This is a genomic window from Yoonia sp. F2084L, from assembly GCF_023015625.1.
GTDB lineage: Bacteria > Pseudomonadota > Alphaproteobacteria > Rhodobacterales > Rhodobacteraceae > Yoonia.
This window is the reverse complement of record NZ_JALKAH010000005.1, coordinates 212,594-236,259: the sequence shown is the minus strand read 5'-3', so window position 1 is coordinate 236,259 and position 23,666 is coordinate 212,594. Positions and strand designations below refer to the sequence as shown.

Below are 23,666 nucleotides of genomic sequence, written 5' to 3'. Positions count from 1 at the left end.
CTGTGTCGTCGCCAATCGGATCGAAAGCAGCGATCAAATGGGCCAGCTGTTCTGGCGCTTCCAGACAGGGCAATTGGCCAATACCCTGCATGGTATGCAGCTTTGCATCCGGAATCGTGTCTGACAGTGACGCGACCTTCTCTGGCGGCACAGATTGGTCCTGATCGCCACCTATACAAAGCACAGGTACCGCGATGTCAGCCGCGTTCTGCCGCAGATCGGCTGCTGCAATAGCCCGGCACGCCGCGATATAGCCTGCATCATCTGTGCGGGCGACCATGTTGCGATGCAATGCGATCCGGTCGCTTTGGGCGGCATAGCCCGCCCCAAACCATGTCCCGACGATTGTGTCGGCAATACCAGCCACGCCATTAGCCTCGACCGCGCTGATCCGCGTTTGCCATTTTTCGGCCGTGCCAATCTGACAAGCGGTGTTGCACAAAACTGCGCCCTTCACCACATCGGCGCGGTCAGAGGTCAGAACCTGCCCAATCATCCCGCCAATTGATACGCCGACAAAAAGAACATCCGTGATCGCAAGCAGGTCAATAAGCTGGCTCAGGTCATCAGCCAAGTCGGCTATGCTGTCTGCCTTACCCCCGCTTTGCCCATGCCCGCGCAGATCATAGGTGAGCGTGCCATAACCGCGGGGTAGAGCGCCGATGACCTTGTCCCAAATGCTTTGATCACTGCCCAGAGAATTTGCAAACACCACCGTGCGCCCCAACCCTGGACGGTGTCGATAGGCGATCGGAGCGCCGTTGATCTGTGCAACATCCATTCAGCTTTATTCCAGCGGGAGGCCAACATAGTTTTCCGCAATTGCCTTCGAGGCTGCCTCAGATGACGCGATGTAGTCAAACTCTGCGCGCTGCATCTTTTTCTCAAAAGGTGTGTTTTCGGGAAACTGGTGCATCAGTGTTGAAAGCTGCCAGGAAAAACGCTCGACCTTCCAGACCCTGCGCAACACTGTTTCGGAATAACTATCAAGATAGTCATCGTTTCCAGTCTGGTAGTGTGCGGTCAACGCACGCGACAGCAGCCGGATATCTGCAACGGCGAGGTTTAGGCCCTTAGCACCTGTCGGAGGGACAATATGGGCGGCATCGCCCGCCAGAAACAAATTGCCGTAGCGCATTGGTTCAGCAACGAAAGACCGCAGTGGCGCAATTGACTTCTCGAATGACGGACCTGTTTGAAGATTGGCCGCAGTATCGGGTCCAAGACGGGTCGCAAACTCTTCCCAAAACCGGTCGTCGGGCCAGTCGGCCACGTTATCGCTAAGGTCACATTGGATATAGTGGCGGCTGCGCGTCTCGGACCGCATTGAGGCGAGAGCGAACCCACGTGTGTGATTGGCGTAGATCAATTCATGACTGACGGGCGGCTGTTCGACCAGAATGCCAAGCCAGCCAAAGGGATACACCCGCTCGAACGTTCGCAGGACGTGGGAAGGGATCGCGGCGCGCGAAACACCCCGAAAGCCATCACAGCCTGCTACAAAGTCGCAGGTGATGACGTGATCTTCACCATTCTTGCGGAACCGCACAGTGGGCTGGTCTGTCTTCAGATCGGTTGGCACGACATCCTCAACATCAAAGAAGAAAGATTGATCGCCAGCGGTGCGAGCGTTGAAAAGGTCCCTCGTGACCTCTGTCTGCCCATAGACCATCACAGATGTCCCCGTCAGCGCTGCAAGATCAATGCGGTGACGGGTGCCATCAAATGCCAGATCGAACCCATCATGAAGCAAGCCCTCGGCATGAAGCCGGTCGGCAACCCCAGCTTCTTCCAATGCGGTGATTGTGCCTTGCTCCAGCACACCGGCGCGAATGCGGCCTTCGATATAGGCACGGTCCCTGCGATCCAGCACGATTGTGTCTATGCCGGCCTGCGCCAAAAGCTGTGCAAGTAGAAGGCCGCTAGGTCCCGAACCGATAATACAAACTTGTGTTGTGTGGGCATACGTCACCGAATTCAGCTCCTACAGCATGCGCGGCAAATACAGAGAAAGCACCGGCAATGCCAGCAAGACACCAACCCGAATGATCTCGATTGCGAAGAACGGTGCGACACCGCGAAAAATCACGCCAAGCGGGGTATTGGGCGAGAATGACTTTATCACAAAGACATTTAGGCCGACCGGCGGTGTGATCAGACCCAGTTCCACCACAATGAGTGCGAGGATGCCAAACCAGATCCGCAGCTCATCGGTTGTCATACCAAATGCCGCGTCCTCGGCGCTGACCCAATCCCCACCGTTCAGCTGGATCAGAACGGGCCAGAAGAAGGGGACAACGACCAGTATCATCGACAGGCTTTCCATGAAACATCCCAAGATGATCAGGATCACCAACATCACCAGCAGGATCATATAGGGGTCCATCGTTGATGCCGCTGCCCAATCGCTGAGCGACGCTGGCAATCCGGTTCGGGCAAAAAACCCTTTCAGGATATCTGCGGAAAACAGGATGAAATAGATCATCGAGGCTGTTTTGGCGGTGGCAAGAAGTGCTGATTTCAGGCGTGCAATGGTGAGCCCGTCATCAGACACAAAGCGCAGGATCAGCCCATAGACGAGGATCAGAAACACGCCGACACCCGCCGCTGGTGTTGGTGTAAAGAACCCCATCCCAAGCCCAAGGATGATCGACCCAAAGATCAGGCCTACGGGTATCAACCGGCGAATTGCGCGCCGCGTCGCCTCGGCGCTCATCGGTTCCGGATTGGGTGCAAGGTCAGGGTTTCGTTTCAAGCGGATGTGGATCACGATCAGAAAGAATAGCACCGCCAGTATGCCTGGGATGATCGCCGCCTGAAACATTTCGATGATCGGGGCTTCAACCACGATGGCATAGATCACCAGCGCGACCGACGGGGGGATCAGAATACCCAACGTGCCGCCAGCAGCCAGCACACCGGTTGAAAGCCCCTCGTTATAATTCAGGCGGCGCAGTTCGGGCAGGGCCACGCGGCTCATGGTTGAGGCCGTTGCGATGGATGATCCGCTTACCGCGCCAAAGCCCGCACAGGCCAGGATCGTGGCCATGGCCACACCACCCCGAATTTTCCGGGTCAGCGCGCTTAATCCTTGAAACAGATCCCGGCTTAGGCCCGTTTCTGCGGCCAGAAATCCCATCAGCACGAACAATGGCACAACGGACAGGTCGTAGTTCGCGACCGAATTCCAAAGTGCGGTTTTGAACTGCAACATATACGGGCCGAACTTAATGAACGGAGTGACCAAGCTCAACACCCAAGTGCCAATGATCCCGGTCAATAGCATGGCGAGGGCAACGGGGATGCGCAGCATGATCAAGAAGAACAGCGCAACAAGACCGTAGACCCCGATAAGTTCACGCTCCATCAGGTGTCTCCTGTGGGCTGAAAATGTCCAAAACAGACGCCGCGGCCCATAACAGGCACGAGATCACCGCGACGGGCATGAACATCCAAACCGGCCAACCAAGAACCGTTGTTTCAATACGGTCTGCACGGACTTGCAGTGTTCCTTGCAGCAACATCCACGACATCCAGACCAGAAGCAGCGCAAGGACAATGCCTGAAACCAGCACAACAAGGCGATTGGCCCAGTCGGGCGCATATTGCATGACGACGTCAACAGATGCGTGGGCGCGGTAAAGCTGAGCGTAGGGGAACATCATCAAGCCGGCCATGCCGACAATCATTTGAACGGCATCTTCGTATCCCGGCAGACCAGAGACATTTCCACCCCACGTCCGTGCGATTGTGTTTGCTGTAAAACCCGCAGCGTTAATCGCGGTAACAATAACGATCAAAAGTAACAACACTCCGCCAAGCAAGGCCCATCCATGAATGATGCGGATTAAGAGAAGTCTTATTGACACTTCGATTGCCTCGTTGCGTATGCAATGGTGTTTCGCGGCGGGATCAAAACCCGGTTTGAACAGGCGTGTCTGATGAATACGGACAAAAAATACCCTATCCGATCAGATGTACGCCTTTTGAGTGTTGTTCCAAAAGTGGTACCGGCGGGTCCATCCTCTTGCAGAGGAGTGGCGTGGGCCCGCTGGTAGCGTGTCAGCGCAATTTATTGCTGACGGGTATATTCAGCGATGGTTGTGCGGGCGCTGCCCAGCAATGCCTCTGCGTCGATACCGACGACAGCCGCCTCATCGACCCAACGTTGTACTGTTGCATCGAATGGCGCCGCAAATTCTGCTGTTGCTTCCGCCGTCAGTTGAGTGACGTCATTGCCAGCATCAACTGCCCTTTGGATGCCAATTGGCTCGATGCTGTTCCACGCTTCACCCATTGCGGCGGCAATTGCTGCTCCGGAATTGTCGTCGATGATTTTCTGTAAGTCAGGCGGCAAAGAGTCATAGCTGTCTTGATTCATCGCAAAAAGGAACGTGGAGGTACCAAAGCGTGCACCTTCTGCCATTTCCACTGATGCAGACGTCAGATCAGCAAGACCAAGGGGAATGGCAACTTCGAAAGGCACCAACCCGGCGTCCACTGTGCCCCTCGACAAGGCTTGGGGCAGGGCAGGGACGGGCATACCAACCGGCTCTGCGCCCAACTCTTCCAGCATCCACGCCCCGGTGCGAGAGGGGCTACGGATTTTCAACCCTTCGAAATCGGCAAGTTCTTCGACTGTTCCATTGCTGAAATGGAGTGCATTGCCAGAATGGACATGCACAAGCAGCGGGTGGATGCCAACATAGTCAGGCAAAAGGATTTCCATCAAATCCTGAATGGCCAGGTTTGTCGCGCGCGCATCGCTGAGGTGAATGCCCGGAAGCTCAAACACCTCTGTGCGGGGGAAGGTGCCGGGTGTATAACCGGGCAACGTCCAGACGATGTCAGCAACACCGTCGCGGACTTGGCTGTAAAGCTCTGGTGGCGCGCCACCAAGCGACATCGCGGGGAAGATTTCAAAGGCAATACGACCGCCAGATGCCTCTTCGATAGACCGCGCCCAAGGCTCAATCAATTGGGTCTGCGCAGGTGCTTTCGGGCTTAGGAAATGGTGGATCGAGAACGTGAACTCCTGTGCCGCGGCGGCCGTCGAGAAGGCGAGAGAGGTCATAGCCACACCCGAATATAAAACCAAGCTCTTCAACGTTTTCATCATTTTCTCCATGATATCATTGCCTAAGTCGCATCGCGACGGTGTTTCAGGTGTGTTGCGGCAGAACCGCAAAACAAGTCATAGGTCAGACCAGTGTCTCGGGACAGGCGCAGTAGGCGCTTCAGGGGCATGCCTCACCGCGACAGTCAAATGTATTTGCGTCAACCCGCAATGTGCCAAGTTGATCTACTTCGATGAGATAGGCGCCGTCCTCTAAGCCCAAAAGTTTACCCTCAATGGATGTCGTTCCGTTTACGAGAAAAACCTCTTGACTGACAGGTTCTTCGTTTGCGGGTGCGCTGCTGGGAACACATCCCTCACCCTCGCAGACAATCAGGCTGGCATCGATCCGAAACTCGCCGATCTCAGTCGCCAAAACGTATTCTCCATCAACGAATTCGATTACGTCTCCTGCTATGCGCAAGTTACCATCAAGACTGGTCAGAACGACTGGCGCCGCCGCAACTTGCAGCTCTGTACCCTCTGGACAGACAGCGCCGATGCAAGATACGTCCTGCGCCGGGATCGCAATCAATCCAACCGAAGCTTGAATACGAAAAATGCCATCGTCGAACCCGACGAGTTCGCCAGACACACCAGTCCCGTCATCATACTTCAATGTAACCTGACTGGCGCTTTGCGCTATACTGGCCGAGGCCAGAAGTATCAGACCAATACTTAGTTTCCGCATCTTTGAGCCCTTGAATGAACCGCCGGGGATTTGACATACGTCGTTTTTGGACGTGTCAGACATCAACGACTGCATGCCTGACACTATATGAGAAAAAGCGACCATTAACCGTTGCTGTTGCGGAATTCAGACATATGGCGGCGAACAGTTTGGAACCAAAGACCGGACTCTTTGATGGATTTCAGCCCGCTGTTCACAGATGCCAGTATGTCGTCTCGGCGCGGGTTATCGTTTGACACCGTCGCATGGAAGAAGTCGATATATGACAGATCATCGTGCAGCTGGATGCTGTTCTGCGCATTCAGTTCCTTGATCCGGGCATCTGCAATCTCAACAGCAACAAGCGCGACATCGGCGTCACCTGCCATCACGAAATCAATGCAGCTGGCCTCATCAGGCGCCCTAACGATTTCAACATCCGATGGACCCAGATTGACCGCCTCGATTGGAACCAGCGTGTAGTCAGTGGCGCGGCAGATTGTTTTGCCCGCAAGCTCTTGGTGATCCCTATACTCGGGATCGCTGGCGGCAGAGTAGTATCCAAAGATTTCTTCATACATTGGATCGCTGAATGCGAAGTTGTCGCACAGGAACGTGGACTCTTCACCCAAGCCAGAGCCCGCGTCGCATGCAGGCTGCAATTGACCGATGCTGACATCATATGCTTGCTTTGTAATCAACGGGTCAAGATGCGCGCCGATATCATTGATGAAATCAATCTCGTAGTCTGGGCCGCCCTCCGCATTCACAAGTGCCAATTCGATGATCTCGGTAAGCAAACCGCCTTGGGGATCGCTCTCATCAAGAAATGGTTGCCAGCCCGAAGCCGTTACAACCCGGATCGGTGCGTCTGTCGCCGAAAGGCTATCGGTGGACGGCTCAGCGTTAGCTGTGGCGCTCGTTTGCGTCGCTGCGTCGTTAAGGCAAGGGATAAAGAGCTTCTGACCGATGCGGATGATCCCTGGGTTAGGACCAATGACATCTCGGTTAGCGTCATAAATCACCGTAAACCGATTTAAGCTGCCATAGGCGCGTTGCGCTATGCCTGAAAGAAAGTCACCTGATTCCACAGTATATTCTGCATTACAGCTAATGCTTTGCGCACTTGCCGTTGAAGCAAGCAAACTTACTGCTGATCCGGTCAACAGTAGTGTCAAAATTCGCATTGGTCGTACCTCATGACGTTCATTAAACTTACCTTGTTGTTTTGGTTTGTTGCTTCGAAAGGGCAAAAGGCGTGTGTCTTATGGCTGATCTCAATAGAGAAGCACCTTTTAGGTTACAAAGGACGTCAGCCTTTAAGTCGTTGGAAGGCGGCATCATCGACGACCGCCAAGCGAGAATACTATATGTTTTCGTACACTAACTGCGCCATGCCGTGGCATTGCAAACACTGACCAAGGACGTTCATAAGCAACCTTAAAACTCTTCTTGAAAAGAGACAATTCATTCGGTGTTATGCATTATTCGATCATTTTGGACAATTGCTTAGGCGCTTAGGAGAACGGCCATATGCCTCAAGGCATCTTAGAATACGATCTTTACGGTGATTTACTTGCGGGAAATGCGCCAGACCCAATTCATCTGGAGCCGATTAAGGAAAGAAGCAGTCAGCACGATTGGACGATCCGCGTTCATAAACACCGGCGGCTTGCGCAGGTTTTCTTGTTTCGTTCGGCAGGAGTTCGTTTCACCTTGGGTGAGATTGAGCACCTGACATTCCACCCAACGATCCTTGTCGCCCATCCTGATACACCGCATGGTTTCCGCTTTGCAGAAGATGTTATCGGCGATGTCTTGAGCGTCAGAATAGAAAATGTACCTGACGCTTTGCGCGGGCGCTTTGTGACGTTCAAGAACCCAACAAATGCCGTCTTCACAAAACCGGAAACAGCCTGTTTTGATGCAGTTGCAGCGCTGTTTGATCAGCTAGGCCATGCCTGTCGCAGACTAGATGAACAGCGCTTCAGTATCACGGCGGCACTGGTGGATCTCATCATGCTGTATCTGGTTGCAGAGAAGCCAAGTCACCCGTCCCTTGTTGTTACAGCGCCGAAGAACCGTCTTGGCCGGCAGGACGTCCAAGTAGAAGCCTTTTGCGCGATGGTCGAAGAGAGTTTTCGCAATCCTTGGCCCGTTTCGGCCTATGCGTCGCGCATAGGGCTATCGACGTCGCACCTTACACGTATCTGCCGCGCCGCATTGGGTGCGCCGCCCAATGCCATTGTCCGGCAGAGGCGCATATTAGAAGCGAAGCGACTGTTAGAATATACTGGATTGTCACTATCAGAAATCGCTCACCGAAGTGGATTTCGCGATACCGCATTCTTTAGCCGCACCTTCAAATCTTTGGCTGGTGTCTCTCCGAATGCGTATCGTTCAAAAGTTAACTGAAAACGATCAGTGCCCACATCAATCTGCACGCCGATCTCAGTTAAAAACTGAAGTGAAGGCCATCCACAAAAGAAGCGACGAAGGCAGGCCATGTCCAGATCGCGTCAGTTGCGCTTATGATCTTGCCCAGATCAGAATGAATGGCCGCTTTTCGCGATTTTGGGTCAACCTTGTGATGTGAAAATCAAAGCGACCTGACGTTCAACTACTCACCCACCGCCAGCACATGCTCTGCCTCGTGGAAGGGGCACGCGACAAGGTGGTTGCCGCCGATATCCTCCAGCATGGGCCGGGCTTGCGCGCAAGAGGCCTGTGCTTTGGGGCAGCGGGTGCGAAACACGCAGCCGGATGGCGGTGCCAGTGGTGACGGGAGCTCCCCTTCGAGGATAGGCCGCACGCGGGCCCGTTCCAGCACCGGGTCGGGGATCGGCACGGATGCGATCAGTGCTTGGCTATAAGGGTGTTCAGGCAGCGTTGTCAGTTTGTGACTTTCCGCCGTTTCCATCACCCGACCAAGGTAAAGCACAAGCGTGCGGTCGCTAATGTGTTTCACGACGCTGAGGTCATGGGCGATGAAGATCATCGACAGGTTCATGTCGCGCCGCAACTCCATCAGCAGGTTTATGACCTGCGCCTGTACTGACACATCAAGGGCTGAAACGGGTTCGTCACAAATCAGCAGCTTGGGTTTCAGGATCAGCGCACGCGCGATCCCGATGCGCTGGCATTGCCCGCCGGAAAACTCATGCGGGTAACGGTTGATCAGGTTGGGCAGCAGGCCCACCCGTTCCATCAGTTCGCCCACGCGTTTCTTGACGTCCTTGCGGGAAGTGCCCGGTTCATGGGTGATCAGCGGTTCTGCAATAATCTCGCCCACAGTCATGCGCGGGTTCAGCGCGGCCAGCGGGTCTTGAAAGATCATCTGCACATCACGCCGGTGTACCCGCCGTTCGCGCGTGTCCATATTGGCCAGATCGTGCCCTTCAAAGAAGATGTTGCCGCCGGAGGACGGCAGCGTGCCAACAATGGCGCGGGCGATCGTGGATTTGCCTGAGCCGGATTCGCCCACGATGCCGAGGCATTCACCGGGCTGGATATCAAAAGACACCTCAGACACCGCATGCAGTTTGCGCGGCGGCGTCCAGGGCCACGATCCGGGGCGGCGTATATCAAACGTCACCGACAGGTTGCGCACGGAAAGAAGCGGTTCCATCACGCGACCTCCTGCACTGGCAAATGGCAGGACCGGCGGCGGTCGCCCGTCATTTCAAGCGGCGGGCGCTGGGCGCTGCAATGGTCAAGCTGGACAGCACAGCGGGGCGAAAACGGGCACCCGGGCGGCAGGTTGGACATATCGGGCGGTTCACCTGCGATGGTGATCAACTCGCCTTCGTCAACGTCCAGTCGTGGGACAGCTTTGAGCAGGCCGCTGGTGTAAGGATGCGATGGATTGGCGAAAATATCGTCCGTGGTCCCTTCCTCCATAATCTGCCCGCCGTACATCACCAACGTGCGATCACAGAAGCCCGCAACAACGCCAAGATCGTGGGTGATCAGGATGACAGCGGTGCCAAAGTCCTGCCGAATGTCCCCAAGCAGTTGCATGATTTGCGCTTGGACTGTCACATCCAGCGCCGTGGTCGGTTCATCGGCGATCAGCAGACGCGGCTGGCAGAGAAGTGACATCGCGATCATGATCCGCTGGCGCATGCCGCCAGAAAATTCATGCGGGTACATCGTGACACGGGCCCGTGCGTCGGGAATGCGGACGGCGTCCAGCATGTGTACCGCCTCGGTCACCGCTTGTGATTTGCTGACGCCTTTGTGCAGCATCAGCACTTCGGCCATCTGTTCGCTCACCCGCAGGTAGGGGTTCAGCGATGTCATGGGATCCTGAAAGATCATCGCCATGTCTTTACTGCGGATTTTGTTGAACTCGCGCTGGGACATGGACAGCAGGTCTTTGCCGTCAAACCGGGCCACACCTGTGGCGCGCCCGTTCTTGGCCAGCAGCCCCATCGCGGCAAAGGCGGTCTGGCTTTTGCCCGACCCGCTTTCACCCACAATCGCCAGTGTTTCACCCTTGTCGATATTGAACGTCAGCCCATTCACTGCGTGCACATCGCCGTCAGCGGTGGTGAAAGTGACCATGAGGTCTTCGATTTCCAAAAGGGGCATGTTCAGCGGTCCTTGGGGTCAAGTGCATCGCGCAGACCGTCGCCAACAAAGAAGAAGGCGAAGATGGTCAGGACGAAGAAGAAAAGCGGGAAAGAGATTTGCCACATATAGCCGAACTGCATGGTGCGCGATCCTTCGTTGATCAGCGCACCCAGTGATGTGGCGGGTTCTTGTACGCCAAGGCCCAGAAAGCTGATGAAACTTTCAAAGATGATCATATTGGGGACCAGCAGCGTGGCGTAGACGATCACGATCCCTAGCAGATTGGGCACGATGTGGCGCAGGATGATCTTGCTGGGGCGCACGCCGGTGGCGACGGCGACCTCAACAAATTCCTTGTTCTTGATCGTCAGCGTCTGCCCTCGCGCGATCCGCGCCATGTCGAGCCATGAGATCAGGCCAATCCCGAGGAATAGCATGAAGATGGACCGCCCGAATATCACCAGCATCAGGATCAGCACGAACATGAAAGGGATGGACATCAGTACATCCACGATCCGCATCATGATCCCATCAACGCGCCCGCCATAATACCCCGCTGTCGCCCCATAAAGCGTGCCGACAATCACGGCGACCAAGGCCCCCACGACGCCGACCATCAGCGAAATGCCGGTGCCCATCGCGGTGCGCGCGAACAGGTCGCGCCCATTGCTGTCGGTTCCGAAATAATGACCGGTTTCAATGGAAGGCACGCCAAGATAGGCGTTGCTGCCGATCAGGCTGAAGTTCACGAAGTCGGGCTCGTATTGCGCGAACATACCGCCAAAAAGGGCGAAGGCGGCAACCAAGCCCAGCATGACAAGCGATATGACGGCGGCCCGGTTGCGGAAAAACCGGATGCGGGCGTCGGCCCAAAGGGACCGGCCTTTGACCTCGGCCAATGCCATCTGGTCTGCGACGCCTTCGACGGCTGCTCTGTTCGGTAACATCGCGCGCCTCCCTTAATAGCGGATCTTGGGGTCGATCCATGCGTACAGGATATCGACCACAAGGTTGAACAGGATTGTCAGGGTGCCCACCAGAATGGTGATCCCCATGATGACGGAATAGTCGCGGTTGAAGGCAGAGTTCACAAAGAACTGGCCAATGCCGCCGGTGGAAAAGAACACGTCAATAATGACCGATCCGGTGATCATGCCGACGAATGCTGGTCCAAGGTAGGACAGCACCGGCAGAATGGTCGGCTTCATCGCATGCCGCCAGATCACGCGGCGCATTGGCAGGCCCTTGGCCTGGGCGGTGCGGATGAAATTGGTGTTCAGCACCTCAAGCATCGAGGACCGGGTGATCCGCGCGATGGAGGCCATGTAGGAGGTTGAGAGCGCGATCACCGGCATGATCAGGAACTGCCATTGCCCGCCGCTCCAACCGCCGCCGGGCAACCAGCCAAGCCAGAGGGTGAAAACGAGTAGCAGGATGGGCGCCATCACGAAGTTAGGCAGCACCTGCGCGCCGATTGAGATGCCAACGGCGAAGTAGTCGATCCATGTGTTTTGCTTGATGGCAGCTGCAACACCAAGCGAGACACCAATCGTCACCGCGACCACGAAGGACCAGAACCCATAGGTCAGCGTCACCGGGAACCCTTGCGCGATCACGTCGTTCACGCTGCGGTCTTTGTACTGGAAGGACGGGCCGAAATCGAAGGATGTCACAACACCGGAGACGTAGTTGACGATCTGCTTCCAGAATGGCTGATCCAACCCGTATTTCGCTTCGATATTCGCCAACACTTCAGGCGGCAGGGGGCGTTCGGAATTGAAGGGACCGCCGGGGGCTGCGTACATCAGGATGAACGACAGGATGACCAATATCAATAGGGTCGGGATAGCCACGGCGAGGCGACGAACAACAAAGCTCAGCATGTGTCAGGTGTCCTAACAGAATGGGAAAACCGCGCCCCGTGTGAGGGGCGCGGTCAATCACGCGATGTGATTACTCAGCGATCTTGTAGAGATCTTTAGAGTACCATTGCTGTTGGAAGTTCTCGAAAGGCCAGCCTTCGAGGTTCTCGTTGTACATATACACGGATGCATAGTGGTAGATCGGAATGATCGGGGCCTCTTCGGCGATGATTTCCTCAACCCGATCATAGTTGGCTTGGGCGTTGTTCGAGGTCTTCGCCTCTTCCATGAGCGCATCAACTTCCGCGTTCACGAATTTGCTGTCGTTGTAGCCGGACTCGGATTGCATCAGGTCAAGGAACGTCGATGCCTCGTTGTAGTCAGCACACCAACCACCACGGGCCACCTCGAAATCACCGTTGTTGCGGGCTTCAAGGAAGGTTTGCCATTCCTGATTGGCCAATACGGTTTCAACACCAAGGGTTTGCTTCCACATTTGGCTGATTGCGACCGCGACAGACTTGTGGCTGTCGGAGGTGTTATAGACCAGATCAATCTCAAGCGGATTGTCAGGACCGTAACCGGCCTCTGTCATCAGCTCTACCGCCATTTCGTTGCGCTCGGCTTGGGTCATGGAGGCCTTTGGGATATCGGGTGTTTCAAACCCGGCTGTGGCCCAGTGCGTGAACGTGTAGGCGGGTTTTTGGCCACCGGCGAGCACGTTTTCGACGATGATATCACGGTCCACAGCGAGGCTGAGCGCACGACGGACGTTGACGTCTTGCACGTCTTCGGATGCGCCATCGCGCAGGTTGAACATGTAATAGTAGGAACAGGCTTCTGGCACGGATACAGCTTGATCCGGGAATTCCGCAGACAGACGCGGGAACTGACCGGCGGGCACGTGCGTGCGGTCCAGCTCACCTGCCAGATAGCGCGTCAGGGCGACGTTCTCATCGTTAATGACCAGCGACGTGACCTTCTCGATGATGGTATTTTCGTTATCCCAATACATCTCATTGCGCTCACGCACGAGCCGTTCTTGGGGCACATGTTCGGTCAGGACGTAGGCGCCATTGGACACCATGTTGCCGGGTTTGGTCCAATCTGTGCCATGCTCTTCGATCGTCGCCTGAGGCACTGGGAACGTGGTGTAGTGGGTCAGCATCAGCGGAAAGTAGGGTAATGGCTGGGACAGGCGGACCTCAAGCGTTGTGTCGTCGATTGCGGTGACGCCAAGCTCGGACGGATCCAGATCGCCCGCGATGACTTCGGATGCGTTTTCAAGCGCCATGATTTCAAGGAACCATGAGTAGGGCGATGCCAGTTCAGGGGATGCGGCGCGCTTCCAAGCATACTCAAAATCACCGGCAGTGACCGTGTCGCCGTTGGACCATTTCGCGTTATCGCGCAGAGTGAACGTATAGGTCAGATTATCGTCACTGACAGTATGGCTTAGCGCGACGCCGGGGGCCAGACTACCAGATGCGTCTTGGTTATAAAGACCTTCGAACAGGTCACGCACAATATCACCGCCGGCGCTATCTTCAGCCATCCCCGGATCAATCGACGGGCTTTCGTCAAGATCGCGGTAGGTAAAGGACTGGTCAGAGGCGAGCACCTCGCCGGTTTCGGGATGGGTGGCGTGGCCGTCGGCGTAAAGCGCGCCAGTTGTGGCGATCAGGACAGCCGAGGTCGTTGCCAGAAGCTTTGTTCTGAGTGTCATAATATATCTCCCTGTTGCTGTATCTCTTGGCGATACAATCATTGGTTTTCGCGCGCATGCTTGCGCTTGTGAAACTATCTTTTGACGTGAAATTCGAAATGGCAAGTGTAATCAGGGCTTGACCCTAGGGCAGATGCTTCTGGGCATAATTTGACCCGTAAGTACGCAATAAGTGGGCAAAATTTCACGGATATGCGGAATTTTATGACTGCAAGTTTAGTAGGCGGAAGGGTTGATTCGCTGCGTTTCAGCCGCTTTTGGCTAGTGTTGGTCGTCGAACATGCTAGATGCTAGCGACCAGAAAATGATGGGATAATCATGGACAATCTTGCCCTTGCAAAGCGCGCGCAGCTACCTGACGCTTTGCGCGTTTTACTGGCAGAATACCCCCGTGACGGATGGGAGGCAGACCCCGGATTTGACGGGTTGATCCGGTTCTGGCTGGACCGGCATTTGATGTTTCGCCGTCTGATGCGCGAGATGCGTGAAGGGACTGAAGCGCTGCTGGACCGCAAAACCGCCCCTGATCGCTATGCTGCGATGGTATCACGTTATGGTGGTATGTTTGTGAACGGACTGCACGAGCATCACACGATCGAAGACACCTATTACTTTCCAAAGCTTGCGACAAAGGATGCTCGGATTGAAAAGGGGTTCGCCATTCTGGACAAGGATCACCACGACATTGATGCGTTTCTTGCGTCCTTCGTGGATCGCGCGAATGAGATTATACAGACCAGCGCTGATCGCGATACATTGCAGACCGTCGCAGGATCATTTCAACAAGAGCTTGCGAAGCTGGAGGGCCTGTTGGACCGCCACTTGATTGACGAGGAAGAACTGATTGTCCCCGTCATCTTGCGCTATGGTTCAGCCGACCTTGGTTAACCTACTGAAGCCGGAATGATGCGGAATCGCCCGCCCCCTGATCAACCGTAAAGCGCAGGCGGTCATCGCCGCGTGCCTCAACCAATTGGCAGTTATATGGGATCGGGTCACCACCCCAGCTCATTTCCCGACAGAAATAGCCGTCCTGCCAAGTCCACGTCCCTTCAATGCCCCAGCCAACGGCAGAGCCGTCGATTTGGCCGTTTGGGAACACATTCAGACGGACGCCGTAAAAGAAATTGCGGAGTTGTTTACCGTCAACCAGCGACAGGAAGGTCGCTTGGTCCTTCACAGGGACATAGCTATCTGCTGCGGCAGGTGCAGCGGCGGTGGCGAAGATCAAAGCCAGGATCGCGTGTTTCATCAGGTCCTCCGTCGTGTGCAGAATATCTTTAATACGCAGCGGTCTCGCATTTGGTTCACTTGGTGGGGTCTGGTATCATCCAGATCGGTCAGTTTCCGCCGATGGCTGGATGTTTGACCTCAGATATCTTCATCTGGGTAAGGCAAATCATCCAGCGACACGTTGATGTGATCAGGCTTTGGCGTCACGGGGAGGCGGATGGCTTGGATATGGGTCCGGCCTTCGACCAGCGCTTTGACCACACGGTGCATGCCGTCCATAAGCCGACCGTCGGCGCAAAGCAGGATCGGATATTTCAAGTCTGTCTCGCGGACCAGCACCAGATGTTCGGCAAAAGACCGTGGCGTGGGCATCATGCCGGGCTCTTGATACCACCAGTTTTCGTCAAGTTCCGCGATGTCGCTTAGCGAGACCAAGATTGGGTCGATGCCTTTGGATAGTCTGACAAGCCGATGCACATCCCAGATGTGCCGGTCCGTGCCCACAAGGCGGCTATGATATTGCGTTCTCATATCACGGACCGCAGTGACATTGGCTATATCCCTAGCACATCCATCATATCGTATTCACCGGGGTTCTTGTCTTGTCCCCAAAGGGCGGCCTTCAGCGCACCGCGCGCAAAGATCGCCCGGTCCGTTGCCAGATGCCGCAACACGATCCGTTCGCCAGCTGCGGCAAAGAGCACGTCATGTTCGCCCACGATATCGCCGCCCCGGATGGCACTGAACCCGATATCGCCCTTTTTGCGGGCGCCCGTGATCCCGTCACGCCCGCTGTCGCTGACGTCTTTGAGGGACACGCCGCGCCCTTCAGCGGCGGCCTCGCCCAGCATCAGGGCAGTGCCTGAGGGGGCATCGACTTTTTGGTTGTGATGCGCCTCGATCACTTCGATATCGAAATCATCATCAAGGGCCGCGGCGACTTTCTTGGTCAGTTGCACCAGCAGGTTCACTCCAAGGGACATATTGCCTGCGCGCACAATAGCGGCATGGCGGGAAGCAGCGTTGATGGCTTTAAGGTCATCCTCTGATAGCCCCGTCGTTCCAATTACATGCACCGCGCGCGCTTGCGCCGCGAGACCCGCAAAACCAACCGTCGCAGCAGGTGCGGTAAAGTCGATGACGGCTTGCGCCTTGGCAAAGACCTCAACCGCATCATCGGTCACCGAAACGCCGACCGGTTGCCCGCCCATGGCCGTCCCAACGTCCTGCCCGATCCAATCATGGCCCGTCCGCTCCAGCACACCGACCAGACGGCATTTGTCCGACGCGAGCACAGTCTGGATCAGCATTTGCCCCATCTTGCCTGATCCGCCGGTGATCACGATGCCTGGTGTGTCTGTCATGTCGTTCTTCCTCATTTTCGCCCCACGTTTAGCGCCGGTTCGCCGTTGACGCAAAGCCTAGCTTGGCATCGCCTTCCGCAACGACTAAATGAACGCCATGGCAAAGAATTCAAACCGAGACGGCAAGGCCCCCACCCAGCGCATGTTGCGCGTGGGCGAGGTGATCCGCCGGACACTTTCCGAAGTCCTGCAACGCGGTGACGTGCATGACGACGAGTTGGCGCGCATGTCCATTACGGTGGGCGAGGTGCGCATGACGTCCGATCTGCGGATTGCGACCGCTTTTGTGCTGCCCCTTGGTGGGCAAGGCAAGGAAGAGGCGTTGGAGGCATTGCGCCGCAACAAACACGAAATCCGGCATCTGGTGGTGAAAGGCGGGACGATGAAGTTCGCGCCTGAACTGCGGTTCGAGATTGACGGCACGTTTGATCAAATTGACGCGACACGGGCCTTGCTGGCAGAGGATCATGTCCGTCAGGACTTGGAAGACTGATGCGTTGGTTGGCAGGGGTGCTGCTGTTCTGGGCTGTGCCTGCAACAGCAGTGACCTGCGAAGATGTCGATTATGAAGGGCGCAGCTATACTGCTTGCACTGTTGATGCAACGACCGAGAACCTTGGCCTGTTTCATCACGATGCCGATGGCGCGGTGATTGGCAGCTTCAGCGCGCTTGAGGATCATCCGGATGTGCACGCCCTCGCTTTCGCGATGAACGCGGGCATGTATCACGATGATCGTTCTCCCGTCGGGCACTATGTCGAAGATGGCGTGCAGACGATGCGGGTGATCACCAATGCAGGTCCCGGTAACTTTGGTCTGCTGCCCAATGGTGTGTTCTGTATCAACGATGACAGTGCGCAGGTTTATGAAACGCTGGATTACGTCGAAACCGCGCCTGCATGTCGGGACGCCACACAGTCCGGCCCAATGCTGGTCATTGATGGCGCACTGCATCCACGGTTTTTGCCGCATAGCACGTCGCGCTTTGTGCGCAACGGGGTGGGGACCAGCGCGGATGGAACAACGGCGGTCTTTGTCATTTCCAACGACAATGTGTCGTTCCACGAATTCGGCAGCTTCTTTCGCGACTACCTCGCAGTACCCAATGCGCTGTACTTCGACGGCAAAGTCTCGCGGCTTTACGCGCGGGATCAGGGACGTAGTGATTTTGGTTTTTCTTCGTTGGGTCCGATGGTCGCCGTGACTGAGTGACCCTAAGCGTTCATCAGATCAAAAACAGTTTGCACATTTGGGCTTTGGTCGAGGGCTGCAGCCTCTTCAACCGTGAACCACCCCGCATCGCTCACGTCATCTGCAGCCTGCGGGGAGCCGCTTTCGTAAGTACAGACGACAACCGCCAGCAAATAGTGAAACAGAATTGCCCCCTGCGCATCCCGCGTAATGACATCGACGTTTGTCAGATACCGCGCGGCACGACCAATTACGCCGGTCTCTTCGGCCAATTCGCGCGCCGCCGCCTCTAGCGCCGTTTCGCCCAATTCCACATGCCCGCCGGGAAAGCCCCATGTATCGGCGTTAGGTTCTTTCTTACGTTTCACCAGCAAGAACCGCCCTTCGTATTGGACAACCGCAATCGCGCCAAGCTTGGGTAACATGGGAACAGTTTGCGTCATGCCCGCACGCTATGTGCGCGCGCGCAGATCGTAAAGCGTCTTTGCCCCTTGGCGTTGCCTGTCTTTGCGCACATATAAGAGCCAACCAAGAGTTGAAGGAGACAGACCATGCTGGAATTGGATGGAACCGCCGAAGCCCCCGCTGATCTGATCAAAGACGGCACTGACGCAACCTTTGCGGCGGATGTGATCGAAGCCTCGCAAACCGTGCCGGTGATTGTGGATTTCTGGGCACCGTGGTGTGGCCCCTGCAAAACACTTGGTCCCGCGATCGAGGCGGCAGTGACCAAAGCCAAAGGCCGGGTCAAGCTGGTTAAGGTCGATGTGGATGCCAATCAGGCCTACGCTGGTCAGTTGCAGGTGCAGTCGATCCCGACCGTCTATGCCTTCTTCCAAGGCAAGCCGATTGATGGCTTCCAAGGTGCGCTGCCACCATCTGAGATTGATGCCTTTGTCGATAAGATCGCAGCGCTCGCCGGCGATCCCGAGGCCGAAGGGCTAAGTGCCGCGATTGAAGCCGCAGAGCAGATGCTGGAAGAAGGCGCTGCGACTGATGCTGCCGAAACCTTTGCTGCGATCTTGCAGGAAGAGCCCAACAATGCGCCCGCTTACGCGGGGCTTGTCCGGTCTTATCTGGCGCTGGATGATGTGGAACAGGCCGAGGCGATCCTGAATGGCGCACCGGCCGAGATTTCGACCGATCCTTTGTTAGAGGCAGTGCATGCCCAAATCCGCCTTGCGCGCGAAGCGGCCAACGCGGGTCCGGTCGCTGAATTGCAGGCCACTGTGGATGCCGAACCTGATAATCATCAGGCGCGCTTTGATCTGGCGATTGCTTTTCATGCAAACGGTCAGGTGGAGGATGCAGTGAACACATTGCTTGAACTTTTCCGCCGTGATCGCGAGTGGAACGATGGGGCCGCCAAGACCCAGCTTTTCACCATTTTCGATGCGCATGAGGCGAAAGACCCAATCGTTTTGAACGGGCGGCGCAAACTTTCGTCGATGATATTTGCCTGACCAAAAGTTCGGCCTACCTTCGTATACATGATATCAAAGACTGACCTGCCAGACACTATTCCGGTGTTTCCATTGCCGGGCGCACTGCTACTGCCGCGCTCGCGTTTGCCGTTGCATTTGTTTGAACCGCGCTATCTGGCGATGCTGGATGATGTGCTCAAAACCTCGAGCCGCTTGATTGGGATGGTGCAGCCTTATGATGCGCCGGGTGCGGGTGGCAAACTGCACAGCATCGGATGTGCGGGCAAAGTCACTGCCTTTTCCGAAACCGAAGACGGGCGCTATATGATTACCCTGTCGGGCGCATCCCGGTTTCGGATCAAGGAAGAGGTCGAAGGCTTCACACCTTACCGCCGCTGCAATGTCAGCTGGCAGGGCTTTGACCGCGATCTGGGCCCAGTTGAAAAAGATGACAGCTTTGACCGCGATGCCTTTATGGAGGCATTGGGCCGCTATTTGGTTGATCAGGGTTTGTCGACCGATTGGGAAAGCCTAGGTGATGCCGAGGATGAATTACTGATCAACTCGCTGTCCATGCTGTGCCCGTTCGAACCCGAGGACAGGCAGGCCTTGCTTGAGGCCCCATCCTTGACCACACGCCGCGAAACGCTCATGACCTTGATTGAATTCGCCCTGCGCGGCGGATCCGGTGAAGAGGTAATGCAATGAGCGAGATCGCGTTCGACCCCAAGATGCTTGAGGCGCTGGTGTGCCCCATGACGCAAGCCACGCTGGAATATGACGCTGACAAACAAGAGCTGGTCAGCAAAGCGGGGAAGCTCGCCTTCCCGATCCGCAATGGTATCCCGGTGATGTTGGTGGATGAAGCGCGGGTGTTGGAGTAAACCGAACAACCGGCGCGCTGTTTCGCGCGCGTGATCCATGACTGACACAAGGGGAATATGAAATGCCCCATGATCCCAAAGAACGCCCCCCTTTGCAGCCTGCGCAATTGATCCGAGTGCTGGCCGATTTCAAGATAAATTGGGTTTTATGTGGATCACAGGTCTTGGCGCTTCATGGGGCTGATCTTGCGCCGAATGATTTGGATGTGGTTCCTGATCTGGCTCCGGATAACCTGAGACGCGTAGCGGATTGCCTTGATGACCTGCATGCCACGGCGGCTTATCTGGATGGATGGGGTGGCCCACGCGGCACGTTGGAGGCCTGTCGCGCATGGCACCCCGATCCGGCAACCGCTGAACACCTTGATTGGCTGTTTGTTACGCCGTTCGGGATGCTTGATATCGTGATCGAACATGCCGACAGCTATGCATCGCTCATGAATGGTGCCACGCGTTACTATGCCGAAGACGTGTCGTATTGGGTTTGCGATCCGCGTCGGGTTCTGCAAGCCCTTGAAGGGCGAAAGCGGCCAAAAGATGCGAAGCGCCGTGCGGTGTATCGGGCGATGCGCCGCAAATTCGGGATGCCGGATCTGCCAGATGCGGGCGGCGACTAGCCCTGCATCAAGCGCGGCAAATCACCTGTCAGCCCGGCAGCCCGCCGGATGAAACCGCGCCGTAGGCCTGGCGCTGCGTTCACCATACCCATCCCGACGTCGCGTGCTGCACGAAGCAAAGGGTTATCGTTTGAAAACAGACGGTTGAATGTATCGGTGGCCAGCGCCAGCGTCGTCGTGTCGAACCGTCGCCATTCCTGATAACGCGCTAAGGTTTGCGCGCTGCCAATGTCTTCGCCCCGCCCGCGGGACTCTTCCAACACATGGGCCAAGGCCGCTACATCCCGTAGCCCTGCGTTCAGCCCTTGCCCTGCAATCGGGTGCACGCCGTGGGCTGCGTCACCGACCAAGGCCAGCCTGTCGGCGATAAAGCTGTTGGCCAGCGTCAGCCCCAGCGGATAACTGAACCGCGCGCCCGTCAGACTGATCTGCCCCAGAAAGCTGCCGAATGCGGGGCGCAGTGCCTCCAGAAAATCGTCATCGTTCATCGCAATCAATGCGGCGGCGCGGGCATCGGTCTCGCTCCACACGATTGAACTGCGGTTCTTGGTCAGCGGCAGAATTGCCAGCGGGCCTGAGGGCATGAAAAACTGATGTGCGATCCCATCATGTGGTCTTTCATGGCTCACGGCACAAACGACCGCCGTTTGCCCATAGCCCCAGCCTGTCCGCTTGATCCCCGCACGTTCGGCCGTGCCACTTTTGCGGCCATCACAGCCGACCAGCAGGCGGCCAGTGATCTGCGCACCAGATGCCAGTGTCACTGTCACACCAGCCGTGTTATGCGTCTGCGCCACGACCGTTTCACCCGATAGATGTGTGATCTTGTGACTTTCCGCCATTGCATCCAGAAATGCGCGGCGCAGGTGCCGGTCTTCGACCAGATAGCCCATTGGCTCTTCTTCGATTTCAGCATGATCAAAATGCATCATCCAAGGGCTGGGGCCTTCGCCCGCGCGGCCATCGGTGACCTTGATCTCCAACATAGGTTGGGCGTTTTTGGCGATGCCGTCCCAAATCCCGATCCCGCGCAGAAGCCGCATTGACGCATGCGCCAGCGCATAGCTCCGCCCGTCAAAATCCACGCGTTTGCGGGTGTCCAATGGCAGGCTGTCGATGATTGTGACGCTAAATCCGGCCTGTGCTGCGGCCAGCGCCAAGGCGGGGCCATTCAGCCCACCGCCCACGATGATCAGATCATTTTCCATGCTTGGCAATATGCGCAGCCAGGCGGGATTGTCCATGCGCCTGATGGCCGCTACCGTCGTCCCGAACAGGAGAATGAAATGCAAGACTGGCGATGGATGACAGCGGCGGATTTGGGCCGCGCGATTGGGGCAGGTGACATTGATCCGCTGGCGCTGACGGAGGTGTATCTGGAGGCCATAGACGCGCACGAACATCGCGACCGGATTTATGCGCGTGTGACCCATGACCGCGCGCGGGCTGAGGCGAAAGCAGCGTCCGAGCGGGCGAAAGCGGGGATGCGTCGCGGGGTGCTTGATGGTGTGCCTGTGTCCTGGAAGGACCTCTTTGACACAGCTGGCATCGGAACCGAGGCAGGCACTGCACTGATGGAAGGCCGCGTGCCTGATGAGGACGCAGAGGTCTTGAAAGCGGCGACAGCGGCGGGGCTCGTTTGCCTTGGCAAAACCCACATGTCCGAGATCGCCTTTTCGGGGCTGGGTCTGAACCCCATCACTGCGACTCCACCTTGCGTGAATGATCAGACGGCGGTGCCCGGTGGGTCATCATCGGGGGCAGGGGCTTCGGTCGCCTTTGGCTTGGCGGCGGCTGGCATCGGGTCGGATACGGGCGGGTCTGTCCGAATACCATCCGCCTGGAATGATCTGGTTGGTTTGAAAACCACGCATGGGCGGTTGTCTTTGGAAGGCACTGTTCCGCTTTGCCTGACATTCGATACGGTCGGCCCGCTTTGCCGGTCGGTTGAGGATGCAGGGCTGTTTCTGGCGGCGCTTGAGGGCAGTAAACCAGCGGATCTTGCGGGCAACAGCCTTGATGGGGTGCGTCTGATGGTGCTGGATACCATCGTGCCCGAGGATGTCCGCGATGCGCCTCGCGAGGCGTTTGAGAGCGCCGTGTTGCGCCTTAAAGCTGCTGGCGCGCAGATCGAACACCGCTATTTTTCGCAGCTTTTCGATGCGTTCAACGTGGCAGGCAACCTTTATGCCGCCGACAGTTATGGCTGGTGGCGTGATCTGGTCGAGGCGCACCCCGAAAAGATGTTCCCCCAGATTTTGGAACGTGTGCGCGGTGGGCAAACAGTCACTGGCCCGGATTACTGCGCTGGCTGGAATATGCTGCGCGACATTCGCAAACAGTACCATGCAGAGACAGCGCAGTTTGATGCGGTGATCATGCCCACAGCCCCGATCCTGCCGCCCAATGCAGAGCGGTTGTTGTCGGACGATGACTACTACAAATCCGAGAACCTGCTGGCCCTGCGGAATACACGGGTCGCGAACCTGATGGATGTATGCTCGGTGACGCTGCCGACGGGGGTGCCGTCTTGCGGGATCATGCTGAATGGGCAGAATGGAACGGAAGAGGCGTTGCTAAGGGTGGCGGCTGCGGCGGAGAGGGCTTTGCGGTAGATTGGTAGCTCTGCATTGCTTGATGGCGACTTAGCGGTGAGGATCGAATGGGTGGCAAAGGTGCAAAAATGAAGTTCTATGGTGGGTGCCAATGCGGGGCAGTGCGATACGAAGTAAACAGCAACCCGATCATTGCCTACTGTTGCCATTGTACTGATTGCCAACGGCAATCAAGCAGTGCTTTTGGGATGTCTGTTTGGTTCCCAACCCACTCATTCAAGCTCACATCCGGTATCCTAAAGACTTGGAAAACAAATGCCGATAGCGGGAATGAGAAGGTCTGCAACCACTGCGCCGATTGCGGTACGCGCATACATCATGGATCCCTCGATGAGGACGATGTTCTTAGTGTGAAAGGAGGTTCACTTGACGACATTTGCCAGATCACA

General features: G+C 56.4%; 25 protein-coding genes and 1 pseudogene. 9 read left to right on the top strand and 17 right to left on the bottom strand.

Going from position 1 to position 23,666, the window contains the following annotated elements:
* Nucleotides 1-34: 34 nt before the first annotated feature.
* The 7 genes and pseudogenes from pcaD to MWU60_RS15235 all read right to left on the bottom strand — a co-directional run.
* A pseudogene (pcaD, locus tag MWU60_RS15265) lies at nt 35-781 on the bottom strand (3-oxoadipate enol-lactonase); the annotation flags it as partial.
* A 6-nt stretch (nt 782-787) separates the two neighbouring features.
* Complete coding sequence (gene pobA, locus MWU60_RS15260) at nt 788-1,972, bottom strand: 4-hydroxybenzoate 3-monooxygenase (protein WP_247228244.1); 1,185 nt, start codon at nt 1,970-1,972, stop codon at nt 788-790.
* Between the two features lie 12 nt (nt 1,973-1,984).
* Nucleotides 1,985-3,367, bottom strand: a complete 1,383-nt coding sequence (locus MWU60_RS15255; RefSeq protein ID WP_247228243.1) for a TRAP transporter large permease — start codon at nt 3,365-3,367, stop codon at nt 1,985-1,987.
* A complete protein-coding gene (locus tag MWU60_RS15250) occupies nt 3,357-3,800 on the bottom strand; it encodes a TRAP transporter small permease subunit (RefSeq protein WP_247228242.1) in 444 nt (147 codons plus the stop codon). The genes MWU60_RS15255 and MWU60_RS15250 overlap by 11 nt, the downstream gene beginning before the upstream one ends.
* 272 nt (nt 3,801-4,072) lie before the next feature.
* The gene (locus tag MWU60_RS15245) at nt 4,073-5,116 is read right to left on the bottom strand and encodes a TRAP transporter substrate-binding protein (protein WP_247228241.1); all 1,044 of its coding nucleotides are present in this window, start codon (nt 5,114-5,116) and stop codon (nt 4,073-4,075) included.
* Between the two features lie 121 nt (nt 5,117-5,237).
* The gene (locus MWU60_RS15240) at nt 5,238-5,807 is read right to left on the bottom strand and encodes a hypothetical protein (protein WP_247228240.1); all 570 of its coding nucleotides are present in this window, start codon (nt 5,805-5,807) and stop codon (nt 5,238-5,240) included.
* A gap of 104 nt (nt 5,808-5,911) precedes the next feature.
* Nucleotides 5,912-6,877, bottom strand: coding sequence for a transporter substrate-binding domain-containing protein (locus MWU60_RS15235; protein WP_247228239.1), 966 nt, complete (start codon nt 6,875-6,877; stop codon nt 5,912-5,914).
* A gap of 442 nt (nt 6,878-7,319) precedes the next feature.
* Between MWU60_RS15235 and MWU60_RS15230 the strand changes: the two genes are divergently transcribed.
* Entirely contained in the window at nt 7,320-8,201 is an 882-nt protein-coding gene (locus tag MWU60_RS15230; RefSeq protein ID WP_247228238.1) for a helix-turn-helix domain-containing protein, read from the top strand.
* A 205-nt stretch (nt 8,202-8,406) separates the two neighbouring features.
* Here MWU60_RS15230 and MWU60_RS15225 read toward each other — a convergent pair whose 3' ends face one another.
* The 5 genes from MWU60_RS15225 to MWU60_RS15205 all read right to left on the bottom strand — a co-directional run bounded on the left by MWU60_RS15225 (nt 8,407) and on the right by MWU60_RS15205 (nt 13,949).
* Entirely contained in the window at nt 8,407-9,414 is a 1,008-nt protein-coding gene (locus tag MWU60_RS15225; protein ID WP_247228237.1) for an oligopeptide/dipeptide ABC transporter ATP-binding protein, read from the bottom strand.
* Entirely contained in the window at nt 9,414-10,379 is a 966-nt protein-coding gene (locus MWU60_RS15220) for an oligopeptide/dipeptide ABC transporter ATP-binding protein (protein WP_247228236.1), read from the bottom strand. The genes MWU60_RS15225 and MWU60_RS15220 overlap by 1 nt, the downstream gene beginning before the upstream one ends.
* Nucleotides 10,380-10,381: 2 nt before the next feature.
* Nucleotides 10,382-11,308: an ABC transporter permease subunit gene (locus tag MWU60_RS15215; protein ID WP_247228235.1), complete on the bottom strand. Its 927-nt coding sequence runs from the start codon at nt 11,306-11,308 to the stop codon at nt 10,382-10,384.
* A gap of 12 nt (nt 11,309-11,320) precedes the next feature.
* A complete protein-coding gene (oppB, locus tag MWU60_RS15210; RefSeq protein WP_247228234.1) occupies nt 11,321-12,244 on the bottom strand; it encodes an oligopeptide ABC transporter permease OppB in 924 nt (307 codons plus the stop codon).
* A 70-nt stretch (nt 12,245-12,314) separates the two neighbouring features.
* Entirely contained in the window at nt 12,315-13,949 is a 1,635-nt protein-coding gene (locus MWU60_RS15205) for a peptide ABC transporter substrate-binding protein (RefSeq protein WP_247228233.1), read from the bottom strand.
* Nucleotides 13,950-14,267: 318 nt separating this feature from the next.
* Here MWU60_RS15205 and MWU60_RS15200 point away from each other — a divergent pair, with 318 nt between their 5' ends.
* Complete coding sequence (locus tag MWU60_RS15200) at nt 14,268-14,837, top strand: hemerythrin domain-containing protein (protein ID WP_247228232.1); 570 nt, start codon at nt 14,268-14,270, stop codon at nt 14,835-14,837.
* 1 nt (nt 14,838) lies between these two features.
* Here MWU60_RS15200 and MWU60_RS15195 read toward each other — a convergent pair whose 3' ends face one another.
* From MWU60_RS15195 to dapB, 3 genes are all read right to left on the bottom strand, one after another.
* Entirely contained in the window at nt 14,839-15,201 is a 363-nt protein-coding gene (locus MWU60_RS15195; protein ID WP_247228231.1) for a dihydrodipicolinate reductase, read from the bottom strand.
* 119 nt (nt 15,202-15,320) lie between these two features.
* Nucleotides 15,321-15,713, bottom strand: a complete 393-nt coding sequence (locus MWU60_RS15190) for a hypothetical protein (protein WP_247228230.1) — start codon at nt 15,711-15,713, stop codon at nt 15,321-15,323.
* Nucleotides 15,714-15,736: 23 nt separating this feature from the next.
* Nucleotides 15,737-16,546, bottom strand: coding sequence for a 4-hydroxy-tetrahydrodipicolinate reductase (dapB, locus tag MWU60_RS15185; RefSeq protein WP_247228229.1), 810 nt, complete (start codon nt 16,544-16,546; stop codon nt 15,737-15,739).
* Nucleotides 16,547-16,643: 97 nt separating this feature from the next.
* Here dapB and rbfA point away from each other — a divergent pair, with 97 nt between their 5' ends.
* Together rbfA and MWU60_RS15175 are read left to right on the top strand one after the other, a co-directional pair.
* Nucleotides 16,644-17,039, top strand: a complete 396-nt coding sequence (gene rbfA, locus MWU60_RS15180) for a 30S ribosome-binding factor RbfA (RefSeq protein ID WP_247228228.1) — start codon at nt 16,644-16,646, stop codon at nt 17,037-17,039.
* Nucleotides 17,039-17,758: a phosphodiester glycosidase family protein gene (locus MWU60_RS15175; protein WP_247228227.1), complete on the top strand. Its 720-nt coding sequence runs from the start codon at nt 17,039-17,041 to the stop codon at nt 17,756-17,758. Before rbfA ends, MWU60_RS15175 begins: the two co-directional genes overlap by 1 nt.
* 2 nt (nt 17,759-17,760) lie before the next feature.
* Here MWU60_RS15175 and MWU60_RS15170 read toward each other — a convergent pair whose 3' ends face one another.
* Nucleotides 17,761-18,180: an NUDIX hydrolase gene (locus MWU60_RS15170; RefSeq protein WP_281493313.1), complete on the bottom strand. Its 420-nt coding sequence runs from the start codon at nt 18,178-18,180 to the stop codon at nt 17,761-17,763.
* A 108-nt stretch (nt 18,181-18,288) separates the two neighbouring features.
* Between MWU60_RS15170 and MWU60_RS15165 the strand changes: the two genes are divergently transcribed.
* From MWU60_RS15165 to MWU60_RS15150, 4 genes are all read left to right on the top strand, one after another.
* Nucleotides 18,289-19,200, top strand: coding sequence for a co-chaperone YbbN (locus tag MWU60_RS15165; protein ID WP_247228226.1), 912 nt, complete (start codon nt 18,289-18,291; stop codon nt 19,198-19,200).
* A gap of 27 nt (nt 19,201-19,227) precedes the next feature.
* Entirely contained in the window at nt 19,228-19,869 is a 642-nt protein-coding gene (locus MWU60_RS15160; RefSeq protein ID WP_247228225.1) for an LON peptidase substrate-binding domain-containing protein, read from the top strand.
* Nucleotides 19,866-20,045, top strand: coding sequence for a Trm112 family protein (locus MWU60_RS15155; RefSeq protein WP_247228224.1), 180 nt, complete (start codon nt 19,866-19,868; stop codon nt 20,043-20,045). Before MWU60_RS15160 ends, MWU60_RS15155 begins: the two co-directional genes overlap by 4 nt.
* Before the next feature lie 62 nt (nt 20,046-20,107).
* A complete protein-coding gene (locus tag MWU60_RS15150) occupies nt 20,108-20,662 on the top strand; it encodes a hypothetical protein (protein WP_247228223.1) in 555 nt (184 codons plus the stop codon).
* On the opposite strand, the gene MWU60_RS15145 is transcribed toward MWU60_RS15150, so the two are convergent.
* Nucleotides 20,659-21,906: a UbiH/UbiF/VisC/COQ6 family ubiquinone biosynthesis hydroxylase gene (locus MWU60_RS15145; protein ID WP_247228222.1), complete on the bottom strand. Its 1,248-nt coding sequence runs from the start codon at nt 21,904-21,906 to the stop codon at nt 20,659-20,661. The two genes, MWU60_RS15150 and MWU60_RS15145, sit on opposite strands and share 4 nt — an antisense overlap.
* Before the next feature lie 42 nt (nt 21,907-21,948).
* Here MWU60_RS15145 and MWU60_RS15140 point away from each other — a divergent pair, with 42 nt between their 5' ends.
* Nucleotides 21,949-23,277, top strand: a complete 1,329-nt coding sequence (locus MWU60_RS15140; protein ID WP_247228221.1) for an amidase family protein — start codon at nt 21,949-21,951, stop codon at nt 23,275-23,277.
* The last annotated feature ends 389 nt before the right edge of the window (nt 23,278-23,666 follow it).